General features: G+C 62.0%; 20 protein-coding genes. 6 read left to right on the plus strand and 14 right to left on the minus strand.

Features of this window, described 5'->3' with window-relative positions:
• Positions 1 to 43: 43 nt before the first annotated feature.
• Entirely contained in the window at positions 44 to 586 is a 543-nt protein-coding gene (gene orn, locus BM70_RS0122325; RefSeq protein WP_010213620.1) for an oligoribonuclease, read from the minus strand.
• A 108-nt stretch (positions 587 to 694) separates the two neighbouring features.
• Here orn and rsgA point away from each other — a divergent pair, with 108 nt between their 5' ends.
• Positions 695 to 1,726: a small ribosomal subunit biogenesis GTPase RsgA gene (gene rsgA, locus BM70_RS0122330; RefSeq protein ID WP_025858074.1), complete on the plus strand. Its 1,032-nt coding sequence runs from the start codon at positions 695 to 697 to the stop codon at positions 1,724 to 1,726.
• A 29-nt stretch (positions 1,727 to 1,755) separates the two neighbouring features.
• On the opposite strand, the gene motB is transcribed toward rsgA, so the two are convergent.
• Positions 1,756 to 2,775, minus strand: coding sequence for a flagellar motor protein MotB (gene motB / locus BM70_RS0122335; protein WP_025858075.1), 1,020 nt, complete (start codon positions 2,773 to 2,775; stop codon positions 1,756 to 1,758).
• Between the two features lie 3 nt (positions 2,776 to 2,778).
• Positions 2,779 to 3,630, minus strand: coding sequence for a flagellar motor stator protein MotA (gene motA / locus BM70_RS0122340; RefSeq protein ID WP_025858076.1), 852 nt, complete (start codon positions 3,628 to 3,630; stop codon positions 2,779 to 2,781).
• A 166-nt stretch (positions 3,631 to 3,796) separates the two neighbouring features.
• Here motA and BM70_RS0122345 point away from each other — a divergent pair, with 166 nt between their 5' ends.
• From BM70_RS0122345 to asd, 3 genes are read left to right on the plus strand one after another with little or no spacing between them, the layout of a single operon-like run.
• On the plus strand, positions 3,797 to 5,332 hold the full coding sequence (locus tag BM70_RS0122345; protein ID WP_025858077.1) for an HDOD domain-containing protein: 1,536 nt from the start codon (positions 3,797 to 3,799) through the stop codon (positions 5,330 to 5,332).
• Between the two features lie 57 nt (positions 5,333 to 5,389).
• Positions 5,390 to 6,205, plus strand: coding sequence for a rhodanese-like domain-containing protein (locus BM70_RS0122350; RefSeq protein ID WP_025858078.1), 816 nt, complete (start codon positions 5,390 to 5,392; stop codon positions 6,203 to 6,205).
• Positions 6,206 to 6,220: 15 nt separating this feature from the next.
• Positions 6,221 to 7,081 (plus strand): archaetidylserine decarboxylase, encoded by an 861-nt coding sequence (gene asd, locus BM70_RS0122355; protein ID WP_025858079.1) that lies wholly within the window; start codon positions 6,221 to 6,223, stop codon positions 7,079 to 7,081.
• Between the two features lie 92 nt (positions 7,082 to 7,173).
• On the opposite strand, the gene serB is transcribed toward asd, so the two are convergent.
• Entirely contained in the window at positions 7,174 to 8,388 is a 1,215-nt protein-coding gene (serB, locus tag BM70_RS0122360; protein ID WP_025858080.1) for a phosphoserine phosphatase SerB, read from the minus strand.
• A 133-nt stretch (positions 8,389 to 8,521) separates the two neighbouring features.
• Here serB and BM70_RS0122365 point away from each other — a divergent pair, with 133 nt between their 5' ends.
• A complete protein-coding gene (locus BM70_RS0122365; RefSeq protein WP_025858081.1) occupies positions 8,522 to 10,024 on the plus strand; it encodes an AhpA/YtjB family protein in 1,503 nt (500 codons plus the stop codon).
• 160 nt (positions 10,025 to 10,184) lie between these two features.
• On the opposite strand, the gene BM70_RS0122370 is transcribed toward BM70_RS0122365, so the two are convergent.
• The 8 genes from BM70_RS0122370 to BM70_RS0122405 form a co-directional block, all read right to left on the minus strand.
• A complete protein-coding gene (locus BM70_RS0122370) occupies positions 10,185 to 10,895 on the minus strand; it encodes a membrane integrity-associated transporter subunit PqiC (RefSeq protein ID WP_025858082.1) in 711 nt (236 codons plus the stop codon).
• Between the two features lie 177 nt (positions 10,896 to 11,072).
• Positions 11,073 to 13,337, minus strand: coding sequence for a DNA topoisomerase IV subunit A (gene parC, locus BM70_RS0122375; protein ID WP_025858083.1), 2,265 nt, complete (start codon positions 13,335 to 13,337; stop codon positions 11,073 to 11,075).
• Positions 13,338 to 13,410: 73 nt separating this feature from the next.
• Positions 13,411 to 14,406 (minus strand): esterase-like activity of phytase family protein, encoded by a 996-nt coding sequence (locus BM70_RS0122380; protein ID WP_025858084.1) that lies wholly within the window; start codon positions 14,404 to 14,406, stop codon positions 13,411 to 13,413.
• Positions 14,406 to 16,313: a DNA topoisomerase IV subunit B gene (gene parE, locus BM70_RS0122385; RefSeq protein WP_025858085.1), complete on the minus strand. Its 1,908-nt coding sequence runs from the start codon at positions 16,311 to 16,313 to the stop codon at positions 14,406 to 14,408. Before parE ends, BM70_RS0122380 begins: the two co-directional genes overlap by 1 nt.
• A gap of 45 nt (positions 16,314 to 16,358) precedes the next feature.
• Positions 16,359 to 16,967 (minus strand): YqiA/YcfP family alpha/beta fold hydrolase, encoded by a 609-nt coding sequence (locus BM70_RS0122390; protein WP_025858086.1) that lies wholly within the window; start codon positions 16,965 to 16,967, stop codon positions 16,359 to 16,361.
• A 205-nt stretch (positions 16,968 to 17,172) separates the two neighbouring features.
• Entirely contained in the window at positions 17,173 to 17,988 is an 816-nt protein-coding gene (gene cpdA, locus BM70_RS0122395; RefSeq protein WP_025858087.1) for a 3',5'-cyclic-AMP phosphodiesterase, read from the minus strand.
• A 98-nt stretch (positions 17,989 to 18,086) separates the two neighbouring features.
• Entirely contained in the window at positions 18,087 to 18,536 is a 450-nt protein-coding gene (locus BM70_RS0122400) for a DUF1249 domain-containing protein (RefSeq protein ID WP_012721893.1), read from the minus strand.
• On the minus strand, positions 18,527 to 19,144 hold the full coding sequence (locus BM70_RS0122405) for an NUDIX domain-containing protein (RefSeq protein WP_025858088.1): 618 nt from the start codon (positions 19,142 to 19,144) through the stop codon (positions 18,527 to 18,529). Before BM70_RS0122405 ends, BM70_RS0122400 begins: the two co-directional genes overlap by 10 nt.
• Before the next feature lie 193 nt (positions 19,145 to 19,337).
• Between BM70_RS0122405 and BM70_RS0122410 the strand changes: the two genes are divergently transcribed.
• Complete coding sequence (locus tag BM70_RS0122410; RefSeq protein ID WP_025858089.1) at positions 19,338 to 20,084, plus strand: RsiV family protein; 747 nt, start codon at positions 19,338 to 19,340, stop codon at positions 20,082 to 20,084.
• Here the strand turns inward: BM70_RS0122410 and cytX are convergent.
• Positions 20,053 to 21,342: a putative hydroxymethylpyrimidine transporter CytX gene (gene cytX / locus BM70_RS0122415; RefSeq protein ID WP_025858090.1), complete on the minus strand. Its 1,290-nt coding sequence runs from the start codon at positions 21,340 to 21,342 to the stop codon at positions 20,053 to 20,055. The two genes, BM70_RS0122410 and cytX, sit on opposite strands and share 32 nt — an antisense overlap.
• A gap of 130 nt (positions 21,343 to 21,472) precedes the next feature.
• The gene (gene thiC / locus BM70_RS0122420; protein WP_043274337.1) at positions 21,473 to 23,377 is read right to left on the minus strand and encodes a phosphomethylpyrimidine synthase ThiC; all 1,905 of its coding nucleotides are present in this window, start codon (positions 23,375 to 23,377) and stop codon (positions 21,473 to 21,475) included.
• Between the last annotated feature and the right edge of the window lie 74 nt (positions 23,378 to 23,451).

Consider the following 23,451-nt stretch of genomic DNA (forward strand, 5'->3'; position numbering starts at 1 on the left):
AAGATCGCCATCGCCGGCAAGCCGGGCTACAGGGTGAAGGTCATCAAGCCTTGATGAAGTGCTTGCGGTAATGCTGCAGCTCGGCGATCGACTCGCGAATATCATCCAGCGCCAGGTGCGTGCTGCCTTTATGGAAGCTGTCTTTGACTTCCGGCGCCCAGCGCGCGGCCAGCTCTTTAAGGGTGGACACATCCAGGTTGCGGTAGTGGAAGTAGCTTTCCAGCGCCTTCATGTGCGTATAAAGGAAGCGACGATCCTGGCAGATGCTGTTGCCGCAGATCGGCGACTTGCCCTTGGGCACCCATTTTTCCAGGAAAGCGATGGTTTCGGCTTCGGCCTCGGCCATGCTGATGCGGCTGTCGCGCACGCGCTGAGTCAGGCCGGAGTTACCGTGGGTGCGGGTGTTCCACTCGTCCATGGTGGCGAGGACGGCGTCACTGTGGTGGATGGCAATCACCGGACCTTCGGCCAAGGTGTTGAGGTTGCTGTCGGTGACAATGGTCGCCATCTCGATGATGACGTCGGTGTCGGGATTCAGACCGGTCATTTCCAGATCGATCCAAATCAGGTTCTGTGGGTTTTGCATGGCTTGATTCTCTTGGCACCTTGGCTTAGCTGCGCAGTTTAGCAGGCAGGGGCGTGCTAGACTCGCGACCGTTTTACCTAACCTTTGCATTATCGACACGGAACACCAATGGCCAAACGCCAGCTCAACCGTCGCCAAAACTGGCGCATCGAAAAGATTCAGGGTGAACGCGCCGCTCGCGCCGCCAAACGTGAATCCTCCGCCGTGGAAGCCCTCGAAGGCGGCGACCTGGGCCCTGAACAAACGGGCCTGGTGATCGCACACTTTGGTGTGCAGGTCGAAGTCGAGGCGCTGGAAGGCGAACTCGCCGGCCAAGTGTTCCGTTGCCACTTGCGCGCCAACCTGCCTGCGCTGGTCACCGGCGACCAGGTGGTGTGGCGTGCCGGCAACCAAGGCATCGGCGTGATCGTCGCCCAGTTGCCGCGCACCACCGAACTGCGTCGCCCCGATAGCCGTGGCCAGCTCAAGCCCGTGGCGGCCAACGTCGACATGATCGTCATCGTCTTCGCGCCGTTGCCTGAACCCCATGCCAACCTCATCGACCGCTACCTGGTGGCGGCCGAGCATGCCGGCATCCGCCCGCTGTTGCTGCTGAACAAATTCGACCTGATTGACGAACAGAACGCCCCGGCGCTCAACGCGTTGCTGGCGGTGTACCGAACCCTGGGTTACCCGGTGCTGGAAGTCTCGGCGCATCACGGCAATGGCATGGAACAGCTGCAACAGCAGTTGGACGGACGCATCAGCGTGTTTGTCGGCCAGTCGGGCGTGGGTAAATCCTCGCTGGTCAACAGCCTGTTGCCGGAAGTCGACACCCGCGTGGGCCCGCTGTCAGAACTGTCCGGCCAGGGCACTCACACTACGACGACCGCGCGGCTGTTCCACTTCCCCGGCGGCGGTGAGCTGATCGACTCCCCGGGTATCCGCGAGTTCGGCCTCGGCCACGTCAGCCGCAGCGACGTGGAAGCGGGCTTCATCGAATTCAACGACCTGATCGGCACCTGCCGCTTCCGCGACTGCAAGCACGACCGCGAACCTGGCTGTGCATTGCTCAAGGCACTGGAAGATGGCCGCGTGCAGCAGCAGCGGATGAACAGCTACCGGTCGATTATTGCGAGCTTGCCGGAGAGCAGTTACTGAACTGCTAACACCACAAAGGGCACGCGTACTTAGGAACCTGTCGCAGGCGCCGTAGGATCCTTCACCCCACCATCATCAAACAGGTTCAGCTTCTGACGCAGTTCATGCGCCGGCAACGGTTCCTGCCCTGGCGGAATAGCGTTCGGATCAGCCGGCACTTCACCCGGCGCACCTGCACCTTGGGTAGGTTGCGGTGCTGGCGGCTGGTCACCTTCGATCGCACGCTGGGCCTTTTTGGTCAGCACCACGATATCGATGCGGCGGTTGACCGGGTTGAACGGATCCTTGGAATCAAACAACTGCGAAGACGCAAAACCCACCACGCGCGCCACCTGCGGGTCCGGGTAGCTGCCGGCCACCAGCGCACGACGTGCAGCGTTGGCACGGTTGGCCGAGAGTTCCCAGTTGCCGAAGTCGCCCTGCCCCGCATACGGCTTGGCGTCAGTGTGGCCGCTGATGCTGATCTTGTTCGGCACCGCCTTGATGGTGTCGGCCATGGCCAGCAGGATGTCTTCGAAGTACGGCTTCAAGCGCGCACTGCCCGAGTCGAACATCGGTCGGTTGGCCGCATCGGTGATCTGGATGCGCAAGCCGTCCGGGGTGATCTCGAACGAAATCTGGTCCTTGAACTTCAGCAGTTGCGGGTTTTCTTCAACCTTGGTCTGCAGTTCTTGCAGCAACAGTTCAAGACGCTCTTGCTCGACCTGCTCGGCCATGGCCTCGACGGTATCGCGCTCGATCGGGATTTTCTCCTGAGGCGAATCGGTCTTGATTTCCGGGTTGATGGTGCGCTCAGGCGCCAGTTGCGGCGAGCCACCCAGGTCGATCACAAAGGGCGTACCGCTCTCGGAAAACCCGATCGGGTCCTTGAAGTAACCGGCAATGGCGATCTTCTGTTCGGGCGTGGCGGTGGACATCAACCACAGCACCAGAAAGAACGCCATCATCGCCGTCGCAAAGTCGGCGAAGGCGATTTTCCAGGCGCCGCCATGGTGCCCCGCAGCGAAGCGCTTGACGCGCTTGATGATTATCGGCTGGTTGTTTTCCATGGCTTAGCGACCGCGAACCGCTTGTTCCAGCTCGGCGAAACTTGGGCGATGCTTCGGGTACAGCACCTTGCGACCGAACTCCACGGCCAGCGACGGCGGCATGCCCGACGCCGAAGCCACCAGGCACGCCTTGATCGCTTCGTAGAGGTTGACCTCTTCCTTGGCATCGTGGGCCAGGGAGGTCGCCAGTGGGCCGAAGAAACCGTAGGCCGCGAGAATACCGAAGAACGTACCGACCAGGGCCGCGCCAACGTGCATGCCGATAGCCTTCTGGTCACCTTCGCCCAGGGACGCCATGGTCACCACGATACCGAGTACCGCAGCAACAATACCGAAACCGGGCATGCCGTCAGCGATACCGGTCACGGCATGGGATGGGTGCTCCAGCTCTTCTTTAAGGCTGAACAGCTCCATGTCGAACAGGCCTTCCAGCTCATGGGGCGCCATGTTGCCGGAGGACATGATGCGCAGGTAATCGCAGATGTAGGCGGTCATGCGCTCGTCTTTGAGCACGGCCGGGTATTTGGCGAAGATCGGGCTGGCGGCGGCGTCTTCGATGTCGGCCTCGATGGCCATCATGCCTTCGCGGCGGCTCTTGTTGAGGATCTCGTAGACCAGGCCCAGCACCTCAAGATAGAAGGTGTGGGTGAAGCGCGAACCGAACATGCCCAGCGACTTCTTGACCACGTGCAGGGTCATGTAGCCGGGGTTGGCCTGCAAGAATGCGCCAAACGCGGCACCGCCGATAATCAGCACTTCGAAAGGCTGGATCAGCGCGGCAATCTTACCGTGGGAGAGGACGTACCCGCCGAGCACGCTTGCGATGACGACGATGATGCCGATAATTTTAGCCATAGGAGATGAGTACTTGCGCCGTCGGGTTCATGGACATATTGGGTGTAGCAGAAAACTCTTGTTCTACTTATCGGCAAAACTGCGCCAGACTATAGGCCGTTAAGGCGAAAAGCCAGTTCGGCCCGCTCCGGGCGTGTAGACCGCAAGTGATGATCGCGCCCCAATCATGGCTAATGAAACGACAGTCCCAACTGCAAAACCCAACTCTCTCGCCGCTTGGATCAAGCGCCTGGACGATGTGCTGCTGCCTGTGCCCCAGGCCAGTCACGACCGTGTGTGCAAAGGCATCCGCGACAACCGCAGTTCGTTGCGAGATATTGCCGAGCTGATGCAAAACAGCCCAGCCCTCGTGCTCAGCGTGATGCGCGAGGCCAACAGCCACACCCATGGCAGCCTGGCGGAACCGGCGGAAAACCTCGAAGTGGCGCTCAACCGCCTGGGCCTCAAGCGCGCCGAGGAACTGCTGGCGCGCTTGCCCTCGGTGCCGGCCAATGAAATCCCGGTGGCGTTGCGCCAACTGTTGCTGGTCAGCCAGCACGCTTCGCAGCAAGCCAACGGCTTGTTCGGCAGCCGCCTGGCGCGGCTGTGGCAGGACATCCACTGGGGCAGCCTGCTGTTTCTGTCACCGCTGTGGCCAATGGCGGTCGCCTACCCCAAGCTCCTGGAAGAATGGGAGCTGAGGGTTATCCACAAAGGTCAATCGGCCCGCGAGGTCGAGCAGGAACTGTTCGGTGTGCGCCTGCTGGACCTGTGCGTCGGCCTGACGGAAGCCTGGCACCTGCCGATCTGGGTATCCCAGGGCTATAAGCTGCTGATGAGCGAGCAGCGCCTGCTGGTCAAGGCGCTGCATATCGCCCGTGAAGACGACCCGCTGCGCCACCAGCAATTGCTCGATGCCGAACCCAATCTGCGCCGCTGGCTCAACCAGCCGGCCAATACCGTGTTGCTGGCCAACGGCCTGGCGATGTCGGCGCAAGAGTCGTGGACCTGCCCGCACACCGAACGCTGGCAATTGCTGACTGCGCTGTACCTGCAACAGCCCTTGGGCGAGGTGCAGCAACAGGTCCACCAACAAGCCGTCACCAGCGCCCGTACCACCTTGATGCCCGACCTCTGGCACCCGGCGTTGTCACTGATCTGGCCATGGCATGTGCAGAAGATTCATCGCGGCCTGTTGCCCGCGCCGCCGCCCACCGCCGAAGCCCTGGCGGTGTGGCGCAAGCGCTGCACCGAACTGCTGGTGGAGCCGAGCCGCTTTGCCAACGCCATGCACCTGACCACCTGCGCCAAGGAAGCCTTGGTCGCCAGCGGCATGCAGCGGGTCATGCTGTTGATGGCCGATCGCGCACTGAGCACCTTGCGTGTGCATCAGGTCGATGGCCTGCCGAAGGACGCCGCCAACCTGAGCCTGGACGTGGTCAACAGCACATTGCTGCAGCGCCTGCTGGAGAAATCCGCCCAGGTACGCCTCACGCCGGACAACCACGCCCAATTCTCGGCGCTGCTGCCGCCGATCCTGCGCCGCCTGTTCACCGGCGAACACCTGCTGCTGCGTTCCCTGAGTTGTAACGGCAAGGTGGTGATGCTGATGGTGGCCGACCAGGGCGGCGGGCCGTTCTCGGAAACCACCGTGCAGGCCTTCGGCAAAACCGCCCAATGCATCGAGAAAGCCCTGCACAGCTTTACCAACCGCAGCGCCTGATGCTTGCGCTACAATCGCCCTCTTTTATCGCCAACATTTGTGCCCAGGAGACCTCACATGCCTGACTTCTCTGGCTTGCCGCTGGTGATCGAATCCAGCGACCTGCTCGGTCGCCTTGATGCCGAACACCTGATTCTGGTGGACCTCACCAGCGCCGCCCGCTACGCCGAAGGGCATATCCCCGGCGCGCATTTCGTTGACCCCAAGCGCACCCAACTGGGCCAGCCGCCGGCTCCCGGCCTGCTGCCCGGCAAGGCTGACCTGGAAAAACTGTTCGGCGAACTGGGCCACACCCCAGATGCCACCTACGTGGTCTACGACGATGAAGGTGGCGGCTGGGCCGGGCGCTTCATCTGGATGCTCGACGTGATCGGCCACCAGAAATACCACTACCTCGACGGCGGCCTGCTGGTCTGGCTGGAAGAAAAACACCCAGTCTCCACCGACGTGCCCGCGCCAGTCGGCGGCCCGGTCAGCCTCACGCTGCACGACGGCCCCACCGCCACCCGTGAATACCTGCAAAGCCGTCTCGGCGCGGCCGACCTGGGCATCTGGGACGCACGCGGCCCGCTGGAGTATTCCGGCGAAAAGGTGCTCGCGGCCAAAGGCGGGCACATCCCCGGCGCAGTGAACTTCGAATGGACTGCGGGCATGGACAAGGCGCGCAACCTGCGCATCCGTCGCGACATGCCACAGATCCTCGAAGACCTCGGGTTGACCAAAGACAAAGAAATCATCACCCACTGCCAGACTCACCACCGCTCTGGCTTCACCTACCTGGTGGCCAAGGCGCTCGGTTATCCGCGAGTCAAAGGTTATGCCGGTTCCTGGGGCGAATGGGGCAACCACCCCGACACCCCCGTCGAGATTTAAGGTTTAAGGACAGTTATGAAAAAGCAGTTGTTTATCCTCAGCCAGTACGTGCTGCCGCACCATTTGCTGTCGCGCCTGGCCGGTTGCATTGCCGAGTGCCGCGTGCGCTGGTTCAAGAATGCCTTCACCACGTGGTTCGCCAAGCGCTATCAAGTGGACATGTCCCAGGCCCTGGTTGAGGACGTGACCGCGTACGAGCATTTCAACGCCTTCTTCACCCGTGCGCTGAAAGACGGTGCCCGCCCGCTGGATCAAACCCCAGGCGCGGTGCTCAGCCCTGCCGATGGCGCGGTCAGCCAGCTTGGCCCGATCGAACATGGTCGGGTGTTCCAGGCCAAGGGCCACAGCTTCAGCGTGCTGGAACTGCTGGGTGGTGATGCGGCCGTCGCTGCGCCGTTCATGGGCGGCGATTTCGCCACCATTTACTTGTCGCCCAAGGACTACCACCGCGTGCATATGCCGTTGGCCGGCACCCTGCGCGAGATGGTCTACGTGCCGGGCCGCATCTTCTCGGTCAACCAGACCACGGCTGAAAACGTGCCGGAACTGTTTGCGCGTAACGAGCGTGTTGTCTGCCTGTTCGACACCGAACGCGGCCCGATGGCTGTAGTATTGGTGGGCGCGATGATCGTGGCGTCGATTGAAACCGTATGGGCCGGGTTGGTGACGCCGCCGAAGCGCGAGCTGAAAACCTTCCGCTACGACGAGGCCGCACGTGCGCCGATTCACCTGGAGAAAGGTGCGGAGCTGGGTCGCTTCAAGCTGGGTTCCACGGCCATCGTGCTGTTCGGGTCGGGCCAGGTGAAATGGGCAGAAGAATTGGTAGCAGGTTCGCCAGTACAGATGGGCCAGGGTATCGCCACTCCTAAAGCCTGACACAAGTCCCTGTAGGAGCCGGCTTGCCGGCGATGGCGATCTTGAAATCGCCATCGCCGGCAAGCCGGCTCCTACAGGGGTGTTGCAGGCCGTTAGAGCTGACCGTCGCGGTCGCGAAAGCCCAGCAAATACAACACGCCATCCAGCCCCAACGTCGAAATCGCCTGCTTGGCCGACTGCTTCACCAACGGCTTGGCACGGAACGCCACACCCAACCCGGCAATCGCCAGCATCGGCAAGTCATTCGCACCGTCGCCGACCGCAATGGTCTGCTCCAGGCGCAACCCTTCCTTGTGGGCCAATTCCTTCAGCAGGTCCGCCTTGCGCTGTGCGTCGACAATCGGCTCCACGGCCACGCCGGTCACCTTGCCATCCACCACTTCCAGTTCGTTGGCGAATACATAGTCGATGCCCAGCTTGGCCTGCAATTGCTTGGCGAAGTAAGTGAAGCCGCCCGACAGGATGGCGGTCTTGTAGCCCAGGCGCTTGAGTTCGGCGAACAGGGTTTCGGCGCCTTCGGTCAGGCGCAGGGAGGCACCGATGGCGTCCAGCACGCTCACGTCCAGGCCCTTGAGCAGCGCCAGGCGCTCTTTGAAGCTCGCGCGAAAATCCAGTTCACCCGCCATGGCGCGCTCAGTGATCGCGGAAACCTGCTCGCCCACGCCGGCGGCCTTGGCCAGTTCATCGATGACTTCGGCTTCGATCAGCGTCGAATCCATATCGAACACCGCCAGGCGACGGTTGCGACGGAACAGCGAATCCTCTTGGAAGGCGATATCGACGTTCAACTCCTGGGCCACGCTGAGGAACTCGGCGCGCAAGGCTTGCGGGTCGGCCGGCTCACCGCGCACGGAAAACTCGATGCAGCCCTTGCCCTTGTCGGCCGGGGTGTCCAGTGGCATGCGACCCGACAGGCGGTCGATATGGTCGATATTCAGGCCATATTGAGCGGTGATCGAGCTGACGCGCTGCAACTGCTCGGCGGTGACCTTGCGGGTCAGCAGCGTCACGATGTGGCGCTTCTTGCCCTGGCCGGCGACCCATTGCTGGTAGTCCTCTTCGGACACGGGCGTGAAACGCACCTGCTGATCCAGCTTGTACGCCGTAAACAGGATGTCCTTGAGTACCGAAGACGCCTGTTCAGTGCTCGGGATCTCGACCAGGATGCCGAACGACAGGGTGTCGTGGATCACCGCCTGGCCGATGTCGAGAATGTTCACACCACCCTGGGCCAGCACACCGGTAATGGCAGCGGTAAGACCTGGGCGGTCTTCCCCAGTGATGTTAATCAGGACAATTTCGCGCAAGGCGCACCCCCAGGCTGGAAAAAAACCGCATTCTACCCACTTTCAGTGACCATCGGGCACAGCCAGCGCTTTGCCGGTCCTAGGGCTGTCGCTATACTGCGCGTCAACTTCACGGACCAAGAGCCGAGCGCAAGTGAACCGGCCCACGCCAGTAAAAACCGATAACTTCTTCCTGCTGATCTTCCGGGCACTGCGCCACCGCCGTGTACCGATCGCATTACGCATCGCCAGCCATAACGTGATCCTGGTCGCCCTGGCCCTGGTGATCTACGCCTGCGTGATGGGTTTGCAGTTCAAGCAGGCCATGCACGAGCAAGCCGACGCCCTGGGCGAGAGCTTGACCACTCAGACTGCCACCTCGGCGACTGAGCTGCTGGTGTCCAACGACATCCTCAGCCTCAACGTGCTGCTCAACAACCTGACCAAGAACCCGCTGGTGGCCCACGCCGCCATCTACAGCGTGGACAACCGGATCATGGCCGAGGCCGGGCAGCGCCCGAAAAACGGCCTGTTGGGTGAAGCCGAAGGCCTCTATCAGAGCAACATTACGTTTCAGGATGTGAAGGCCGGCCAACTGCGCATCAGCCTGGACATGCAGCAGTTCCAGCAGCCGATGACCATCAGCCTGCAAAGCATGGGCATCCTCAGCGCGATCCTGCTGGCCTTGGCCCTGGCCCTGAGCTTGCGCCTGGGCCGGCATATCTCCACGCCCTTGATGCAACTGCGCATCTGGCTGCGGGACATTGACGAGCACACCCCGGCCACCGACCGCCAGGATGAGATCGGCGACCTCGCGCGCCAGCTTCACGCCAGTTTCGCCCCTGAACCCGTTGTGCGCGAAGTGGAACCCGAGCCCGAGTTCGACGAAACCGACTACGACGACGAGCCCGAGTTTGAAGTGCGGGACGCTCCGGTGGCGGGCCTGAAGCCTGCCACTCGCCAGGCGTTCAAAGCCGATGAGGACGAACTGGACGACGAAGACCCGTTCGCCGACCTGCGCGACACCTCGGCCAGCGCCCCGGCCGTCGCACCGAAGCCGGTGCCGGTGAAGAACGCCGAACCCCAGTTCAGCGCCGTACTGGCCGTACAACTGGGCGCCCAGGAACAACTGCGCCGCCTGCCGCGCGCACGCCTGACCGAGTTACTGGAACGCTATCGTGACTGCCTCGACCAGGCCGCCTCGCTGTACCAGAGCGAACTGCACACGCTGAACGACGGCAGCACGCTGATGCTGTTCCACAGCGAAGACAGCGGCGAAGACTACCTGACCAACGCGATCTGTTGCGGCGAACTGCTGCGCGCCCTGGGTCATGAGTTGCAGATCGAAGTGGCGGACAGCGGCATCACCCTGCAATTGCAGCTGGGCCTGACAGTCGGCGACGACCTGTTCGGCATGAGCCAGATCGACCTGCTGCTCACCGAGATCGCCCAGGATGCCCTGGCCTTGTCCCAACATAGCCGCAACCTGCTGCTGGTGGAGCGCAAGATCAGCGAAGACACGCTGATCCGCCAACGCGCGCGTATCCGCCCGATTGCCAGCCCTGAAGGCGCCAGTTGCGTAGAGCGGTTGATGGAGCCGTATCCGTCGATGCTGGAACGGCAGTTGGCGCGGATGCACGAGACCCGCAAGCCCTGATCTTATGTAGGAGCCGGCTTGCCGGCGATGGCCATCTCACCATCACCACCGGCCTCGACGACCTCATCGCCGGCAAGCCGGCTCCTACACAGGGATCGGGTTTACAGCCAACAAAAAGGCCCGCTGAGTCAGCGGGCCTTTTTTGTATCTGCGATTCAGGTCAGAACCTGAACACTTCCATATCCGTGCGGATCGGCGTGGCCATCGGCATCTTCGGTTTCTGCGGCTCTGCGGGCTTGGCCTGTGCCGGGGCACTTTGCTTGCGCGGCACTTCGGCAATCGGCGGCTGGTTGGCCAATGGCTTGAGCGCCACCGACAACTGCTGCGCCAGATGCTGCAACAACACGCCCTGGGCCTGGACCTGGGACGCGGTGGTACCGGTATGTTCTTCCTGCAGGTGTACGATACGGTTATCGCGCACCTGGCCACGACGATCGATCAAGCGCCATTGCGCATCGAGGATCGCCGGTTGCGAGGTACCGGAGTCGAGCCGGGTAATGGTCAGCAACACCTGCACATCCGGGGTGAACCCCGTAGGTGCGGGCGCGAGCACCACACGCTGGCTGTCCAACTGACCCGCGACCTGGCGCAGCATCAACTGGTTGATGTCCGAGGACAAGCTGCCCGCCCAGCGACCATCGGTGGAACCTTGCAGGCTGCCGTCGTTCTGACGTTGCAGCAGCGTTTCGCGTTGCAGGTAGTCAGCGACGACCACCGGGCCCAACAAGACGGCCATGCCGGCGGTCTGTGCTGGCTGAGCCGGACTTCCGCTGTCCAGCTGATACAGCGACACCGGTTGATGTGTGCTGCAACCCGCCAGCCCCAAAAGGCCAGCGAGCATGAAAATAAAAGGAAGGCGTGGAGCAGTCATCATCCCATCCAGGTGGCTGCCACAAGGCGAACCACAATGTAATACTTAAAAATAACCTAAACACGCTCGGCCACGCCGGCGCTGGAAAGGCCATATCATCCGTGAATATGCGCCATGACTCCAGCGCCAAAGCGTCGATCTACGGGTTAAATCGTAGATCGAGGGCTCTAATTCGCCTTAAACAGGCGTTTCAACCAGCAAAGCGTCCACACGCTGGAAGCCTCGAGGCAGTTTGTTACCACGCCGGCCACGTTCGCCCTTGTAATGTTCAAGGTCGTCAGGGCGCAACGACAGGGTGCGCTTACCGGCTTGCAGCACTAACGTCGCACCTTCCGGGATCACCGCGATGTCGGTCACGTACTCTTCGCGACTGGCCACGCGCTCGCCGGGAATACCGATGATCTTGTTGCCTTTACCTTTGCCCAACTGCGGCAGGTCGCTGATCTTGAATACCAGCAGACGCCCTTCGGTGGTCACCGACGCCAGCCAGTTGCTCTCACGGTCGTCCACCGGCCGCGGCAGGATCACCTTGGCGTTGTTCGGCAAGCTCAGCAGGGCCTTGCCCGCCTTGTTCTTGGCCTGCAGGTCTTCACCCTTGACCACGAAACCGTAACCCGCGTCGGACGCAATCACGTACAGCGCATCGTCGTCCGGCAGCAGCACGCACTCGAAATTCGCCCCTGGCGGCGGTGTCAGGCGCCCGGTCAACGGCTCGCCCTGCCCTCGCGCGGAGGGCAAGGTGTGGGCTGGTACCGAATAGCTGCGCCCGGTGGAGTCGATGAACACCGCAAACTGGTTGGAACGCCCGGCCGCGGCGGTCTTGAACCCATCGCCAGCCTTGTATGACAAACCAGTGGCGTCAATATCATGCCCTTTGGCGGAGCGAACCCAACCCTTTTCCGACAGAACGACGGTAATTTTCTCGTTAGGCAGCAGCTCTGTTTCTGTCAGCGCTTTAGCTTCGGCACGCTCGACGATAGGCGAACGGCGGTCGTCGCCATACGTTTCGGCATCTTTGATCAGTTCGCTGCGCACCAGCTTCTTGAGCTTGGCTTCGCTGCCCAGCAGGGCTTGCAGCTTGGCTTGTTCCTTGAGCAGCGCGTCCTGTTCGTCGCGCAGCTTCATTTCTTCCAGTCGTGCCAACTGGCGCAAGCGGGTGTCGAGGATGTAATCGGCCTGGATCTCGCTCAGCTCGAAACGCGCGATCAGCTCGGCTTTCGGGTGCTCGGCGGTACGGATGATGTGGATCACTTCATCCAGGTTGAGGTAGGCGATCAGCAAGCCGTCCAACAGGTGCAGGCGGCGCTCGACCTTGTCGAGGCGGAATTGCAGGCGGCGACGCACGGTCTGCACGCGGAACTCCAGCCACTCCACCAGCAGGTTGCGCAGGTTTTTCAGTTGCGGCTTGCCATCCAGGCCGATGATGTTGACGTTGACCCGGTAGCTGGACTCCAGATCGGTGCTGGCAAACAGATGCTGCATCAGCACTTCGTGGTCGACCCGGCTGTTGGTCGGGATGATCACGATGCGGCATGGGTTTTCGTGATCGGACTCGTCACGCAGGTCGGCGACCTGCGGCAGTTTCGACGGTTTGGCCTGCATCAGTGCAGCGATCTGCTCCAGCACTTTGGCGCCGGACACCTGGTGCGGCAGCGCGGTGACAATAATGTCGCCGTCTTCGATGTGGTACACGGCACGCATGCGCACCGAGCCCTTGCCGGTTTCGTACATCTTCAGCAGGTCGGCACGCGGCGTGATGATTTCCGCTTCGGTCGGGTAATCCGGGCCCTGGATATGCTCGCAAAGCTGTTCGACCGTGGCTTTTGGCTCATCCAGCAAGCGTACGCAGGCGCTCGCCACTTCCCGCAGGTTGTGCGGCGGTACGTCGGTGGCCATGCCGACCGCGATACCGGTGGTGCCATTGAGCAGGATATTCGGCAAACGTGCCGGCAACACCAGGGGCTCGTCGAGGGTGCCGTCAAAGTTCGGCCCCCAGTTCGCGGTGCCTTGGCCCAGTTCGCTGAGCAGCACTTCCGAATACCGCGACAGGCGGGCTTCGGTGTAACGCATGGCGGCGAAAGACTTGGGATCATCCGGCGCACCCCAGTTACCCTGGCCATCCACCAGCGTGTAGCGGTAGCTGAACGGCTGGGCCATCAGCACCATGGCTTCGTAGCACGCCGAGTCGCCGTGGGGGTGGAATTTACCGAGCACGTCACCGACGGTACGCGCCGACTTCTTGTGCTTGGAATCGGCGTCCAGGCCCAACTCACTCATGGCGTAGATGATGCGCCGTTGTACGGGCTTCAGGCCGTCGCCGATATGCGGCAAGGCACGGTCCATGATCACGTACATGGAGTAGTTGAGGTAGGCATTTTCGGTGAAGTCAGCCAGCGACCGGCGTTCTACGCCATCTAAGCTGTCTGCGAGGATGTCACTCATGCGGGCCTCATCATTGTCGGGTAAGGCGCAACGGAACTGCCGTTGCACCGGGTCAATTCAAAAAAGGGGTGGCTCATGGCTGGGCGCTCCAGCCACCGGCCGGGGCGGCGAAACGATAGACCACCGGACGCTTTTCACCATCGGCACGCGGGCCGAAATTGTTGTCGATGCCCAGCCAGGCCCCGTCGGCGTCCACCACCAGGGCTTCAGCCAGGCCATACGGCTGGGGGTACCGCCGTTCGGGCGTCAGCGTCTCATCGGCAAACGACCAGCACAGCTCGACCTTGGCGGTGACCGCATCACGCCGGCAAATCTGGAACGCGTTGCGCTCCAGGGTGAACAGCTTGCCGTTGAACAGCGCCAGGTCGGCGAAATCCTTGGACACGGCCTTGGCACTGGTGAACTTGGCCGGCTGCATTTCCTGGCCCGCTTCACTCAGCAACACGCAGGGGCCGTCACAGTCCCACAGGCTTTGCGGACGCTTGATCGAAATCAGCCCGCGTCGTTCACGCTCGGCCGCGAGCCAGATCTGATTGCCTTCCGGGTTGATCGCCAAGCCTTCAAATAAAGCATTGAAGTGCAGCAGCATGCCGCTGGCCCGCGCTTCACGCACCATGCCCGGCGCGATCTTCAGCCACTCAGGCGCGCCCGTGACCGGCACTTGCAGCACCGCCGCGTGGGCTTCGCTGACAATGTAGCGATTACCAGCGGCATCGCAGGTGATACCTTCAAAATCCAGGTCGCCACCGCGAATGAACGAGGCCGCCTTGGTGCGCGAACGCAACCCCCATGGCAGCCCCGACTCAGGCACCGGCGGTACCTCGATCTGCACCGCTTCGGCTTGCCAGGTCGGCGCACTGATATCCAGGCGGTAGATCTGGTCGTCATCACGGTCGGAGACCGTCCACAATTCCTTACCGCACAACGCCAGGCCCGACAGGTTACCGCCGCGCATGCCGTCTACCGGGTGCTCGGACACCAGTTTTAGCTCAGCCACGGGTGCAGCGACCACTTCGGTGGTCACCCACCCGCTCAACATCAGGATCGCCAGGGCGAAACCTGTACGCATCAGCCCAGAACCTCGGCCAGGTTGCCTTTGGATTCCAGCCAGGACTTGCGGTCCGGCGCGCGTTTCTTCGCCAGCAGCATGTCCATCATCTCCGAGGTTTCGGCGAAGTCTTCGCCCAGCGTCAACTGCACCAGGCGCCGCGTGTTCGGGTCCATGGTGGTTTCGCGCAGTTGCGGCGGGTTCATTTCACCCAGGCCTTTGAATCGCGTGACCTGCGGCTTGCCACGTTTCTTCTCGGCCACCAGGCGGTCGAGAATGCCATCGCGCTCGGCTTCGTCCAGGGCGTAGAAAATCTCTTTGCCCAAGTCGATACGGTACAGCGGCGGCATGGCGACGTAGACGTGGCCGGCATCCACCAGCGGGCGGAAGTGCTGGACGAACAGCGCGCACAACAGCGTGGCGATGTGCAGGCCGTCGGAGTCGGCGTCGGCGAGGATGCAGATCTTGCCGTAGCGCAGCTGGCTCATGTCCGCCGCGCCTGGGTCAACGCCAATGGCCACGGCGATGTTGTGCACTTCCTGGCTGGCCAGGACTTCGCTGCCGTCGACTTCCCAGGTGTTGAGGATCTTGCCGCGCAACGGCAGGATCGCCTGGAACTCCTTGTCCCGTGCTTGCTTGGCGGAACCGCCGGCGGAGTCACCTTCTACCAGGAACAGCTCGGAGCGCATCGGGTCCTGCCCGGCGCAATCGGCCAGTTTGCCAGGCAGCGCCGGGCCCTGGGTGATGCGCTTGCGCTCGACCTTCTTGCTGGCCTTGAGGCGACGGCCGGCGTTGTTGATCGCCAGTTCCGCCAGGGCCAGGCCCAGTTCGGGGTGCTCGTTGAGCCACAGGCTGAAGGCATCCTTGACCACGCCGGAGACAAACGCCGCCGCCTCGCGGGAAGACAGGCGCTCCTTGGTCTGGCCGGAGAACTGCGGTTCCTGCATCTTCATGGACAGCACGAACGCGATGCGCTCCCACACGTCTTCCGGCGCCAGCTTCACGCCACGCGGCAGCAGGCTGCGGTATTCGCAGAATTCGCGCATGGCGTCCAGCAGGCCTTGGCGCAAACCGTTGACGTGGGTGCCGCCCTGGGCCGTCGGGATCAGGTTGACGTAGCTTTCCTGCACGCTGTCGCCGCCTTCGGGCAACCACAGCAGTGCCCAGTCCACGGCTTCTTTATTACCGGCCAAGCTGCCGCAGAACGGCTCGTTGGGCAGGCGCTCGAACTCGCTGACGGAGTCTTCCAGGTACGAGCGCAGGCCGTCTTCGTAGTGCCACTCGACCTTTTCGCCGGTGCCTTTGTCTTCAAAGGTCACCAACAGGCCGGGGCACAGTACAGCCTTGGCCTTGAGCACGTGCTTGAGGCGGCTGATGGAGAATTTGGGTGAATCGAAGTATTTCGGGTCTGGCGCGAAGTAAACGCTGGTGCCGGTATTGCGCTTGCCGACGGTGCCGATCACTTCCAGGTCGGTGGCCTTGTAGCCATCGGCGAAGGTCATCTGATACTCGTTGCCGTCGCGCTTGACCTTCACCCGTACCAGCGTGGACAGGGCGTTGACCACGGAAATCCCCACACCGTGCAAGCCACCGGAAAACTGGTAGTTCTTGTTGGAGAACTTGCCGCCGGCGTGCAGCTTGGTGAGGATCAGCTCGACGCCCGGCACACCTTCTTCCGGGTGGATGTCCACCGGCATGCCGCGACCATCGTCGGACACTTCCAGGGAGTGGTCTGCGTGAAGAATGACATGCACCGACTTGGCGTGCCCGGCCAAGGCTTCGTCGACGCTGTTGTCGATGACTTCCTGGGCAAGGTGGTTCGGCCGACTGGTGTCGGTGTACATGCCGGGGCGTTTGCGCACCGGGTCGAGGCCCGAGAGGACTTCGATGGCGTCGGCGTTATAAGAGCTAGCGCTGGGAGTGGCCATGGGGTCTCGTCGTGAGTCGTTCGATTAAAAAGTGACCTGCGATTCTTACAATGAACAGAAATCGAAGGATTGATACTGATCTGCGCCAATACCGGCAAAGCTCAACAGCGCCGGCAATTGCTGGGCGAACCCCTGGTAACCATGGTCGCCACCGGCCTGGATGCGCAAGGCACAGGCCCGGTAATACTGCTGGGCGAGGCGATAATCCAGGGTTTCATCCCCGGTCTGCAACCACACCTGATACCGCGCGGCATCCTGGGGCGCCGGTACTTCCAGCTCGGCCAGCGCCGCGACGTGGTCGTGGGTCAGTTCCCAGGTTTCATCGGTGTAGAGGTTCTTCTGGGTGCCCAGGTAACCGTCGAACATCCGATGGGGGCTGACCGCCGGGTTCACCAGCAGCGCCTTGAGGCCATGGCGCTCGGCAAGATGGGTTGCATAGTAGCCGCCGAGTGAGCTGCCGACCAGCAGTGGCCGTCCCAGTTCGGCAATGGCCGCCTCCAATTGCGCAATTGCCTGGCGGGGATGGTGATGCAAGGCCGGTACGCGCAGTTGGTCGGCCAGGCCCAGGCTGTCCATTACGGTGATCAGCTGGCAGGCCTTGTTGGACGCGGGCGCGCTGTTGAAACCGTGGATATACAGGATCGAAGCGGACATGCCGGGCTCTCCATGCTTGCGCCAAAAAAGGCGCAGTTTACAGGGATCGAAGCCGTGTGTGATGCCCTCAATCCAAAGGACACAGAAGACCCACTGTGGGAGCTGGCTTGCCGGCGATGGCGGTGTATCCATCACACATTTATAGACTGGCACACTGCCATCGCAGGCAAGCCAGCTCCCACAATTTGATCAGCGTTTACAGGTTTTAATAGCCGTTGCTGCCGTAGTCCACGGTAAAGGTGAAACCCTGGACCCGCTCCACCCCAGTCTCCAACCGTCCGTCGGCATGCAAGCGCAGCCAGCGGTAGCCCGGCGCCTGTTCGCTGACCTTGAAATCCTCGCTGCCCGGCGCGAACTGGATGCAGGTGGACGGCGACGCCAGCAGGCGCACGCCATTGCGCTCGCGGTCGATTTCCTGGTGTACGTGGCCCCAGAGTACCGCCCTCACCTGTGGAAAACGGTCGAGCACGGCAAACAAGGCATCGGGATTGCGCAGGCCAATGGGCTCCAGCCAGGCGCAGCCGATCGGCACCGGGTGATGATGGAAGCACACCAGATGATGCCGGTTCGGCGCTTCGCTCAGGGCCTGGGCGAGCAGTTGCAGTTGTTGATCCTGCAGGTAGCCCGGCACGGAGCCGGGTACGGCGGAGTCCAGCAGGGTGACGCGCCAGTGGCCGATATCGACCACCGGTTCCAGCAGGTCACTGTGCACGGCGGCGTGGGCCATGACCTGCGGTTCGTCGTGATTACCGGGAATCCAGCGCGCCGGGGCGCCGATGGGCGCGGTCATGTCGCGAAATTGCTGATAAGACTCCAGCGTGCCGTCCTGGGACAGATCCCCGGTGGCCAACACCAGGTCGATGCGCGGCTGCTGCGCGCGCACCAGCTCGATGACGCGTTGCAGGCTTTCACGGGTGTTCATGCCCAGCAGCGTGCCTTCGGCTTCTGCAAACAGGTGGCTGTCGGACAGTTGCACCAGCAATGCCGGCGCATCGGGGCTCACGGTGGATACGCTCGGCAAGGCGCTCTCCCAAGGCAATCACAGGAAATGGACGTTTGGCGTGATTATGCTGGGGCAGGACACAAAGAGGAAACCCAGGAAGCGGACGCAGTTCACATCTACCGCACAGCTTCGAACTCATGGCCCAGGGCCAGGCAGTGGCTCAACCATTCACCGAGGAACACATTCAGCTGTGCTTTCTCATCGGGCTGGTGCATGAACACGTTGGGGTAAGGATAGATGCTGCGAAAGCGTCGCGCATGTTCGGCGCTGATCACTTCGGCCATTCGCGCATCGTGGTACACCTGCACTTCCAACTGCGGCACCGGCAGCCACGGCAGGCTGTGCTCCTGGCGCACGCGCAGGGTGGTGGTGTAGGGGCAGTTGACGATGACTTCCAGGGCCAGCACGCCGAGCATCTGGTCGCCGTGTGTCACGCCGATGCGCCGCGCCTCGGGGGCATGGCGCATGTCGGGAAGCAGACGCATCAACCGCGCGTAATTCGCCTCGCAAGCCGCTTGCAGCCCGATCAGGTCGACTCGATAACGTTCCCGTGCCTTTACTGCCATAACCCCCTCACTTCCGCGCGATTAAGCGCAAGCCATTGCAGGGCGATGATGCTGGCTGCGTTGGAAATTTTGCCGTCACGCACCGCTTGCAGGGCGTCTTCGAAAGCCCATGCGGTGACGCGGATATCTTCAGCTTCTTCTTCCAATCCATGGACGCCACCCGCCTGCGAGCTGTCGCAACGGCCCAGGTACAAGTGCACGAATTCAGTACTGCCACCGGGCGACGGGAAATACTTGGTGATCGGCCACAGCGCGGAGAATGTCAGCCCAGCTTCCTCCTCGGCCTCGCGGTGTGCAACCTCCTCCGGCTCCTCATCCTTGTCGATCAGGCCGGCGACCATTTCCACCAGCCATGGGTTGTCGGTACGGCCCATGGCGCCCACGCGAAACTGCTCGATCAACACCACTTCATCACGCTGCGGGTCGTAAGGCAGCACGCACACGGCATCGTGACGAACGAAGACTTCACGATTGATCACCCGGCTCATGCCGCCATCGAATTTCTCGTGGCGCAGTTGCACGCGATCAAGCTTGTAGAAGCCCTGGTAGGCATTGTCGCGCTGAACAATCTCGATTGTGCTCGGCGTCGATTTTGCTAAGTCCGTCATGTCCCATCCTCGTTAAGCCTGCGCAATGGGCGCCATCCTAACGCGCTCGTGCCTCTGGATGCAGCCCCTTTCCAGTTGCCGGGATAGACGGCGGGCGTCAAACACACTCTAATCAGCTTAGTGGCGAACTGACTGCCGTGCTGGCAGTCGAAGCTGCACAAATTTCGCTCTTATCGATAGACGAAGGACTTACATGTCGCTTTTAAAAATCGCCTCCGTGGCCTGCATCGCATTGACCCTCGGCGCTTGCCAGAGCCTGTTCCAACCGAGCTTCAAGACCCCGCTGGAAGCCACTCGCGACGCCACCGAACAAAGCAAGCCCGACTGCGCCAGCGCCGACTGCCCGCTGGTGAATATCGACACCGTGCACTTTGCCAAAGAGCCCAAGCTGGACGCGTTGATCGAGCAGCGCCTGCTGGAAATGACCCGCACCGCGCCGAGCGCCCCGCTGCCGACCAGCCTGGAGACGTATCGCGAGCAGTTCCTGCAAACCGCCGCCCCGCGCAACAGCATGTACTTGCAGGCCAAGGTACGCGAGCAGCATGACGGCTTGGTGATCATCGAGTTGTCCAGTTACCTGGACCAGGGCGCCACCCACGGCGAGCCGGGCCGCGCCTTCATCAACTATTCCCGCCAGCAGCAAAAAGCCCTGACCCTGACCGACATGCTGTTGCCCGGCAAGGAAGACGCGTTCTGGAAAGCCGCCCAGGTGGCGCACAACAGCTGGCTGATCAGCACCCGCCTGAGCCTGGAACCGGAGTATGTGAAGACCTACCCTTTCCAGAAAACCCCGAACGTGGCGCTGACCTATGGTGGCGTGCTCCTCAAGTACCCCACCAGCACCATCGCGCCATACGCCCTGGGCCACGTCGAGTTGCAGATCCCCTACTCACGCCTGGACGGCATCCTCAAGCCTGAGTTGGTGCCGGCGCGCCGCTGAAGGCTCGGCCCAGGATGAACTGCAGCAGGCCTGCCAGCACCAGTGCCGGCAGGGTAGCGCCGATGTCCGGATACAGGTTGGCGAGCAGGTGGTAAGTCGCGATGCCACCCAGCCAGGCCAATAACGCCGGCCAACGCAGGCTGGCGATCACGCCCTGGCCGCGGCGACGCAGGATGAAGTGATCCACCAGCACCACGCCGAACAGCGGTGCAAACACCGAACCGATCAGCAGCAGGAAGTTCTGGTACTGGGCCAGCGGCGCAAAACAGGCGATCAGGGTGCAGATCACGCCGATGGCCAGGGCCAGGTGCTCGACCTTCAAGCGCAACAGAATCCCACTGGACACTGCCGCCGAGTGAATATCGGCGAAGGCGTTTTCCGACTCGTCCAACAGGATCAGCAACAGTGGAATGCCCAGGCCCGCACCGGCCAAGGCCAGCAACAGCGCATTCACCTCACCGCTCGGTGCGAACGCCAGGGTGTAAGCCACACCCAGGCTCATCAGCCAGAAATTACCAATGAAGAAGCCCAGGGCGGTGCCGCCGAACACGCTCTTGGCGCGCTTGCCGAAGCGCGAGTAATCGGCAATCAGCGGCAGCCACGACAGCGGCATGGCGATAGCAATGTCAAAGCCCACCGCAAACGGCATCGAGCCATCACCGGCCTGCGCCCAGAGTGCGCCGAGGTCGGCCTTGGCGAATAGATTCCAGGTCAGCCACAGGCAGGCGGCGAGCAGCAGCCAGATGCCCCATTTGCGCAGGATCTGGCGCACGAAGGTCAGCGGGCCGCTGACCGCCAACAGGGTCGCCAGACCGCCGAAGAACAGGGTCCACAGCAACGGGCTGGCCAACAGGCTGCCGTCACTGAACGCCCGCGCGCCCAACAGGCTCGCGGCGTCGCGCATCACGATGATTTCGAAAGAGCCCCAGCCGATCAGCTGCAGCAGGTTCAACAGCGCCGGCAGACTCGCGCCCTTGGCGCCCAGGCTGAGCTTGAGCGCGGCCATGGCGGACAGGCCGGTGTCGCTACCGATCACACCGACGGCAGCCAGCAGCAGGACGCCCACCAGGGTACCGAGGAAAATCGCCAGCAAGGAACCGGACAGACCCAGGCCCGGCGCGAGCAATGCGCCGGTTTGCAGGACCATCAGGCCGATGCCGAGGGAAAACCATAGGGAGAACAGGTCGCGGGCACCGAAGACTCTTTTGTCGCTCGGCACTGCGATATCGGGGGAGTAGGTACTCGGTTGAATGCTCAAGGGTGGTATCTCTGAGGGGCATTTGTTGTTTGTTGGATCGCTATCGGGGGCAAGCCCCCTCCCACAGTTTGAGTCATGTGGGAGGGGGCTTGCCCTCGATAAGGCCGGTACAGACGCCTACGATCTTGAATCAGACTTTCTTGTAGAGCTGGCTGCCTTCCTGCTTGAACCGCTCCGCCTGCTCGGCCAAGCCCTTGGCCACGTCCACGTCCACCGCTTCAATGCGCTGGTTGGCCGCGTACTCACGCACTTCGTGGGTCACCTTCATCGAGCAGAATTTCGGCCCGCACATCGAGCAGAAGTGCGCGACCTTCGCCGACTCCTTGGGCAGGGTCTCATCATGGAAGGCTCGTGCGGTATCCGGGTCCAGCCCCAGGTTGAATTGGTCCTCCCAACGGAATTCGAAGCGTGCCTTGCTCAAGGCGTTGTCGCGGATCTGCGCCCCCGGATGACCTTTGGCGAGGTCGGCTGCGTGCGCGGCGATCTTGTAGGTAATGATCCCGGTCTTCACGTCATCCTTGTTCGGCAAGCCCAGGTGTTCCTTGGGCGTGACGTAGCAGAGCATGGCGCAACCGAACCAGCCGATCATCGCCGCACCGATACCGGAAGTAATGTGGTCGTAGCCCGGTGCGATGTCGGTGGTCAGCGGGCCGAGGGTGTAGAACGGCGCCTCGTCACAGCACTCCAGTTGCTTGTCCATGTTCTCCTTGATCAACTGCATCGGCACGTGGCCGGGGCCTTCGATCATGGTCTGCACATCGTGCTTCCAGGCGATCTTGGTCAGCTCGCCAAGGGTTTCCAGCTCACCGAATTGCGCGGCGTCGTTGGCGTCGGCAATCGAACCCGGGCGCAGGCCGTCGCCGAGGGAGAAGCTGACGTCGTAGGCCTTCATGATTTCGCAGATTTCCTCGAAATGCGTGTAGGCGAAGTTTTCCTTGTGATGGGCCAGGCACCACTTGGCCATGATCGCACCGCCACGGCTGACGATGCCTGTGACACGATTGGCGGTCAGTGGTACGTAGCGCAACAACACGCCGGCGTGGATGGTGAAGTAGTCGACGCCCTGCTCGGCCTGCTCGATCAGAGTGTCGCGGAACAGCTCCCACGTCAGGTCCTCGGCCACGCCGTCAACTTTTTCCAGTGCCTGGTAGATCGGCACGGTACCAATCGGCACCGGGGAGTTGCGGATGATCCACTCGCGGGTTTCGTGGATATGCTTGCCGGTGGACAGATCCATGATGTTGTCCGAACCCCAGCGAATCCCCCAGGTCATCTTCGCCACTTCTTCTTCAATGGACGAACCCAGGGCGCTGTTGCCGATGTTGCCGTTGATCTTCACCAGGAAGTTACGGCCGATGATCATCGGCTCCAATTCGGTGTGGTTGATGTTGGCCGGGATGATTGCGCGACCACGGGCGATTTCTTCGCGCACGAATTCAGGGGTGATGATCTTCGGGATGCTCGCGCCAAAGCTGTGCCCCGGGTGTTGCTGTTTGAGCAAGCCGGTGGCGCGGGCCTCTTCCAGCTTCATGTTTTCGCGGATGGCGACGTATTCCATCTCGGGCGTGATGATGCCTTGGCGCGCATAGTGCATCTGGCTGACATTGCGCCCGGCCTTGGCGCGACGCGGATTTTGCAAGTGCGCAAAGCGCAGGTAGGCGAGATCCGGGTTGTCGAGACGTTCCTGGCCGTAGCTGGAGCTCAGGCAGGCCAGGCGTTCGGTGTCACCGCGCTCTTCAATCCACGGCGAGCGCACGTCGGCCAGGCCTTTGCGCACGTCGATAATGACATTGGGGTCGGTGTAGGGACCGGAGGTGTCGTACACCACCACTGGAGCGTTGATTTCACCGCCGAATTCGGTAGGCGTGACGTCCAGGCTGATTTGTCGCATCGGTACACGAATGTCCGGACGGCTGCCTTGTACGTAGATCTTCTGCGAACGGGTAAACGGCTGTACGGAGCCGGAGTCGACCTTGGCCGATTCACTCAGGTGCACGGTGTTTTTCAGTTTTGTACTTTTTATTTCTGTGCTCATCACGGGCTCTCCAACTATCCAGGCGGTGGATTTTTGTCGGAGCGAACCTGTGACGGACGGACGCACTGAAACCA

It is taken from the genome of Pseudomonas sp. CHM02, assembly GCF_000612585.1.
Taxonomy (GTDB): Bacteria; Pseudomonadota; Gammaproteobacteria; order Pseudomonadales; family Pseudomonadaceae; genus Aquipseudomonas.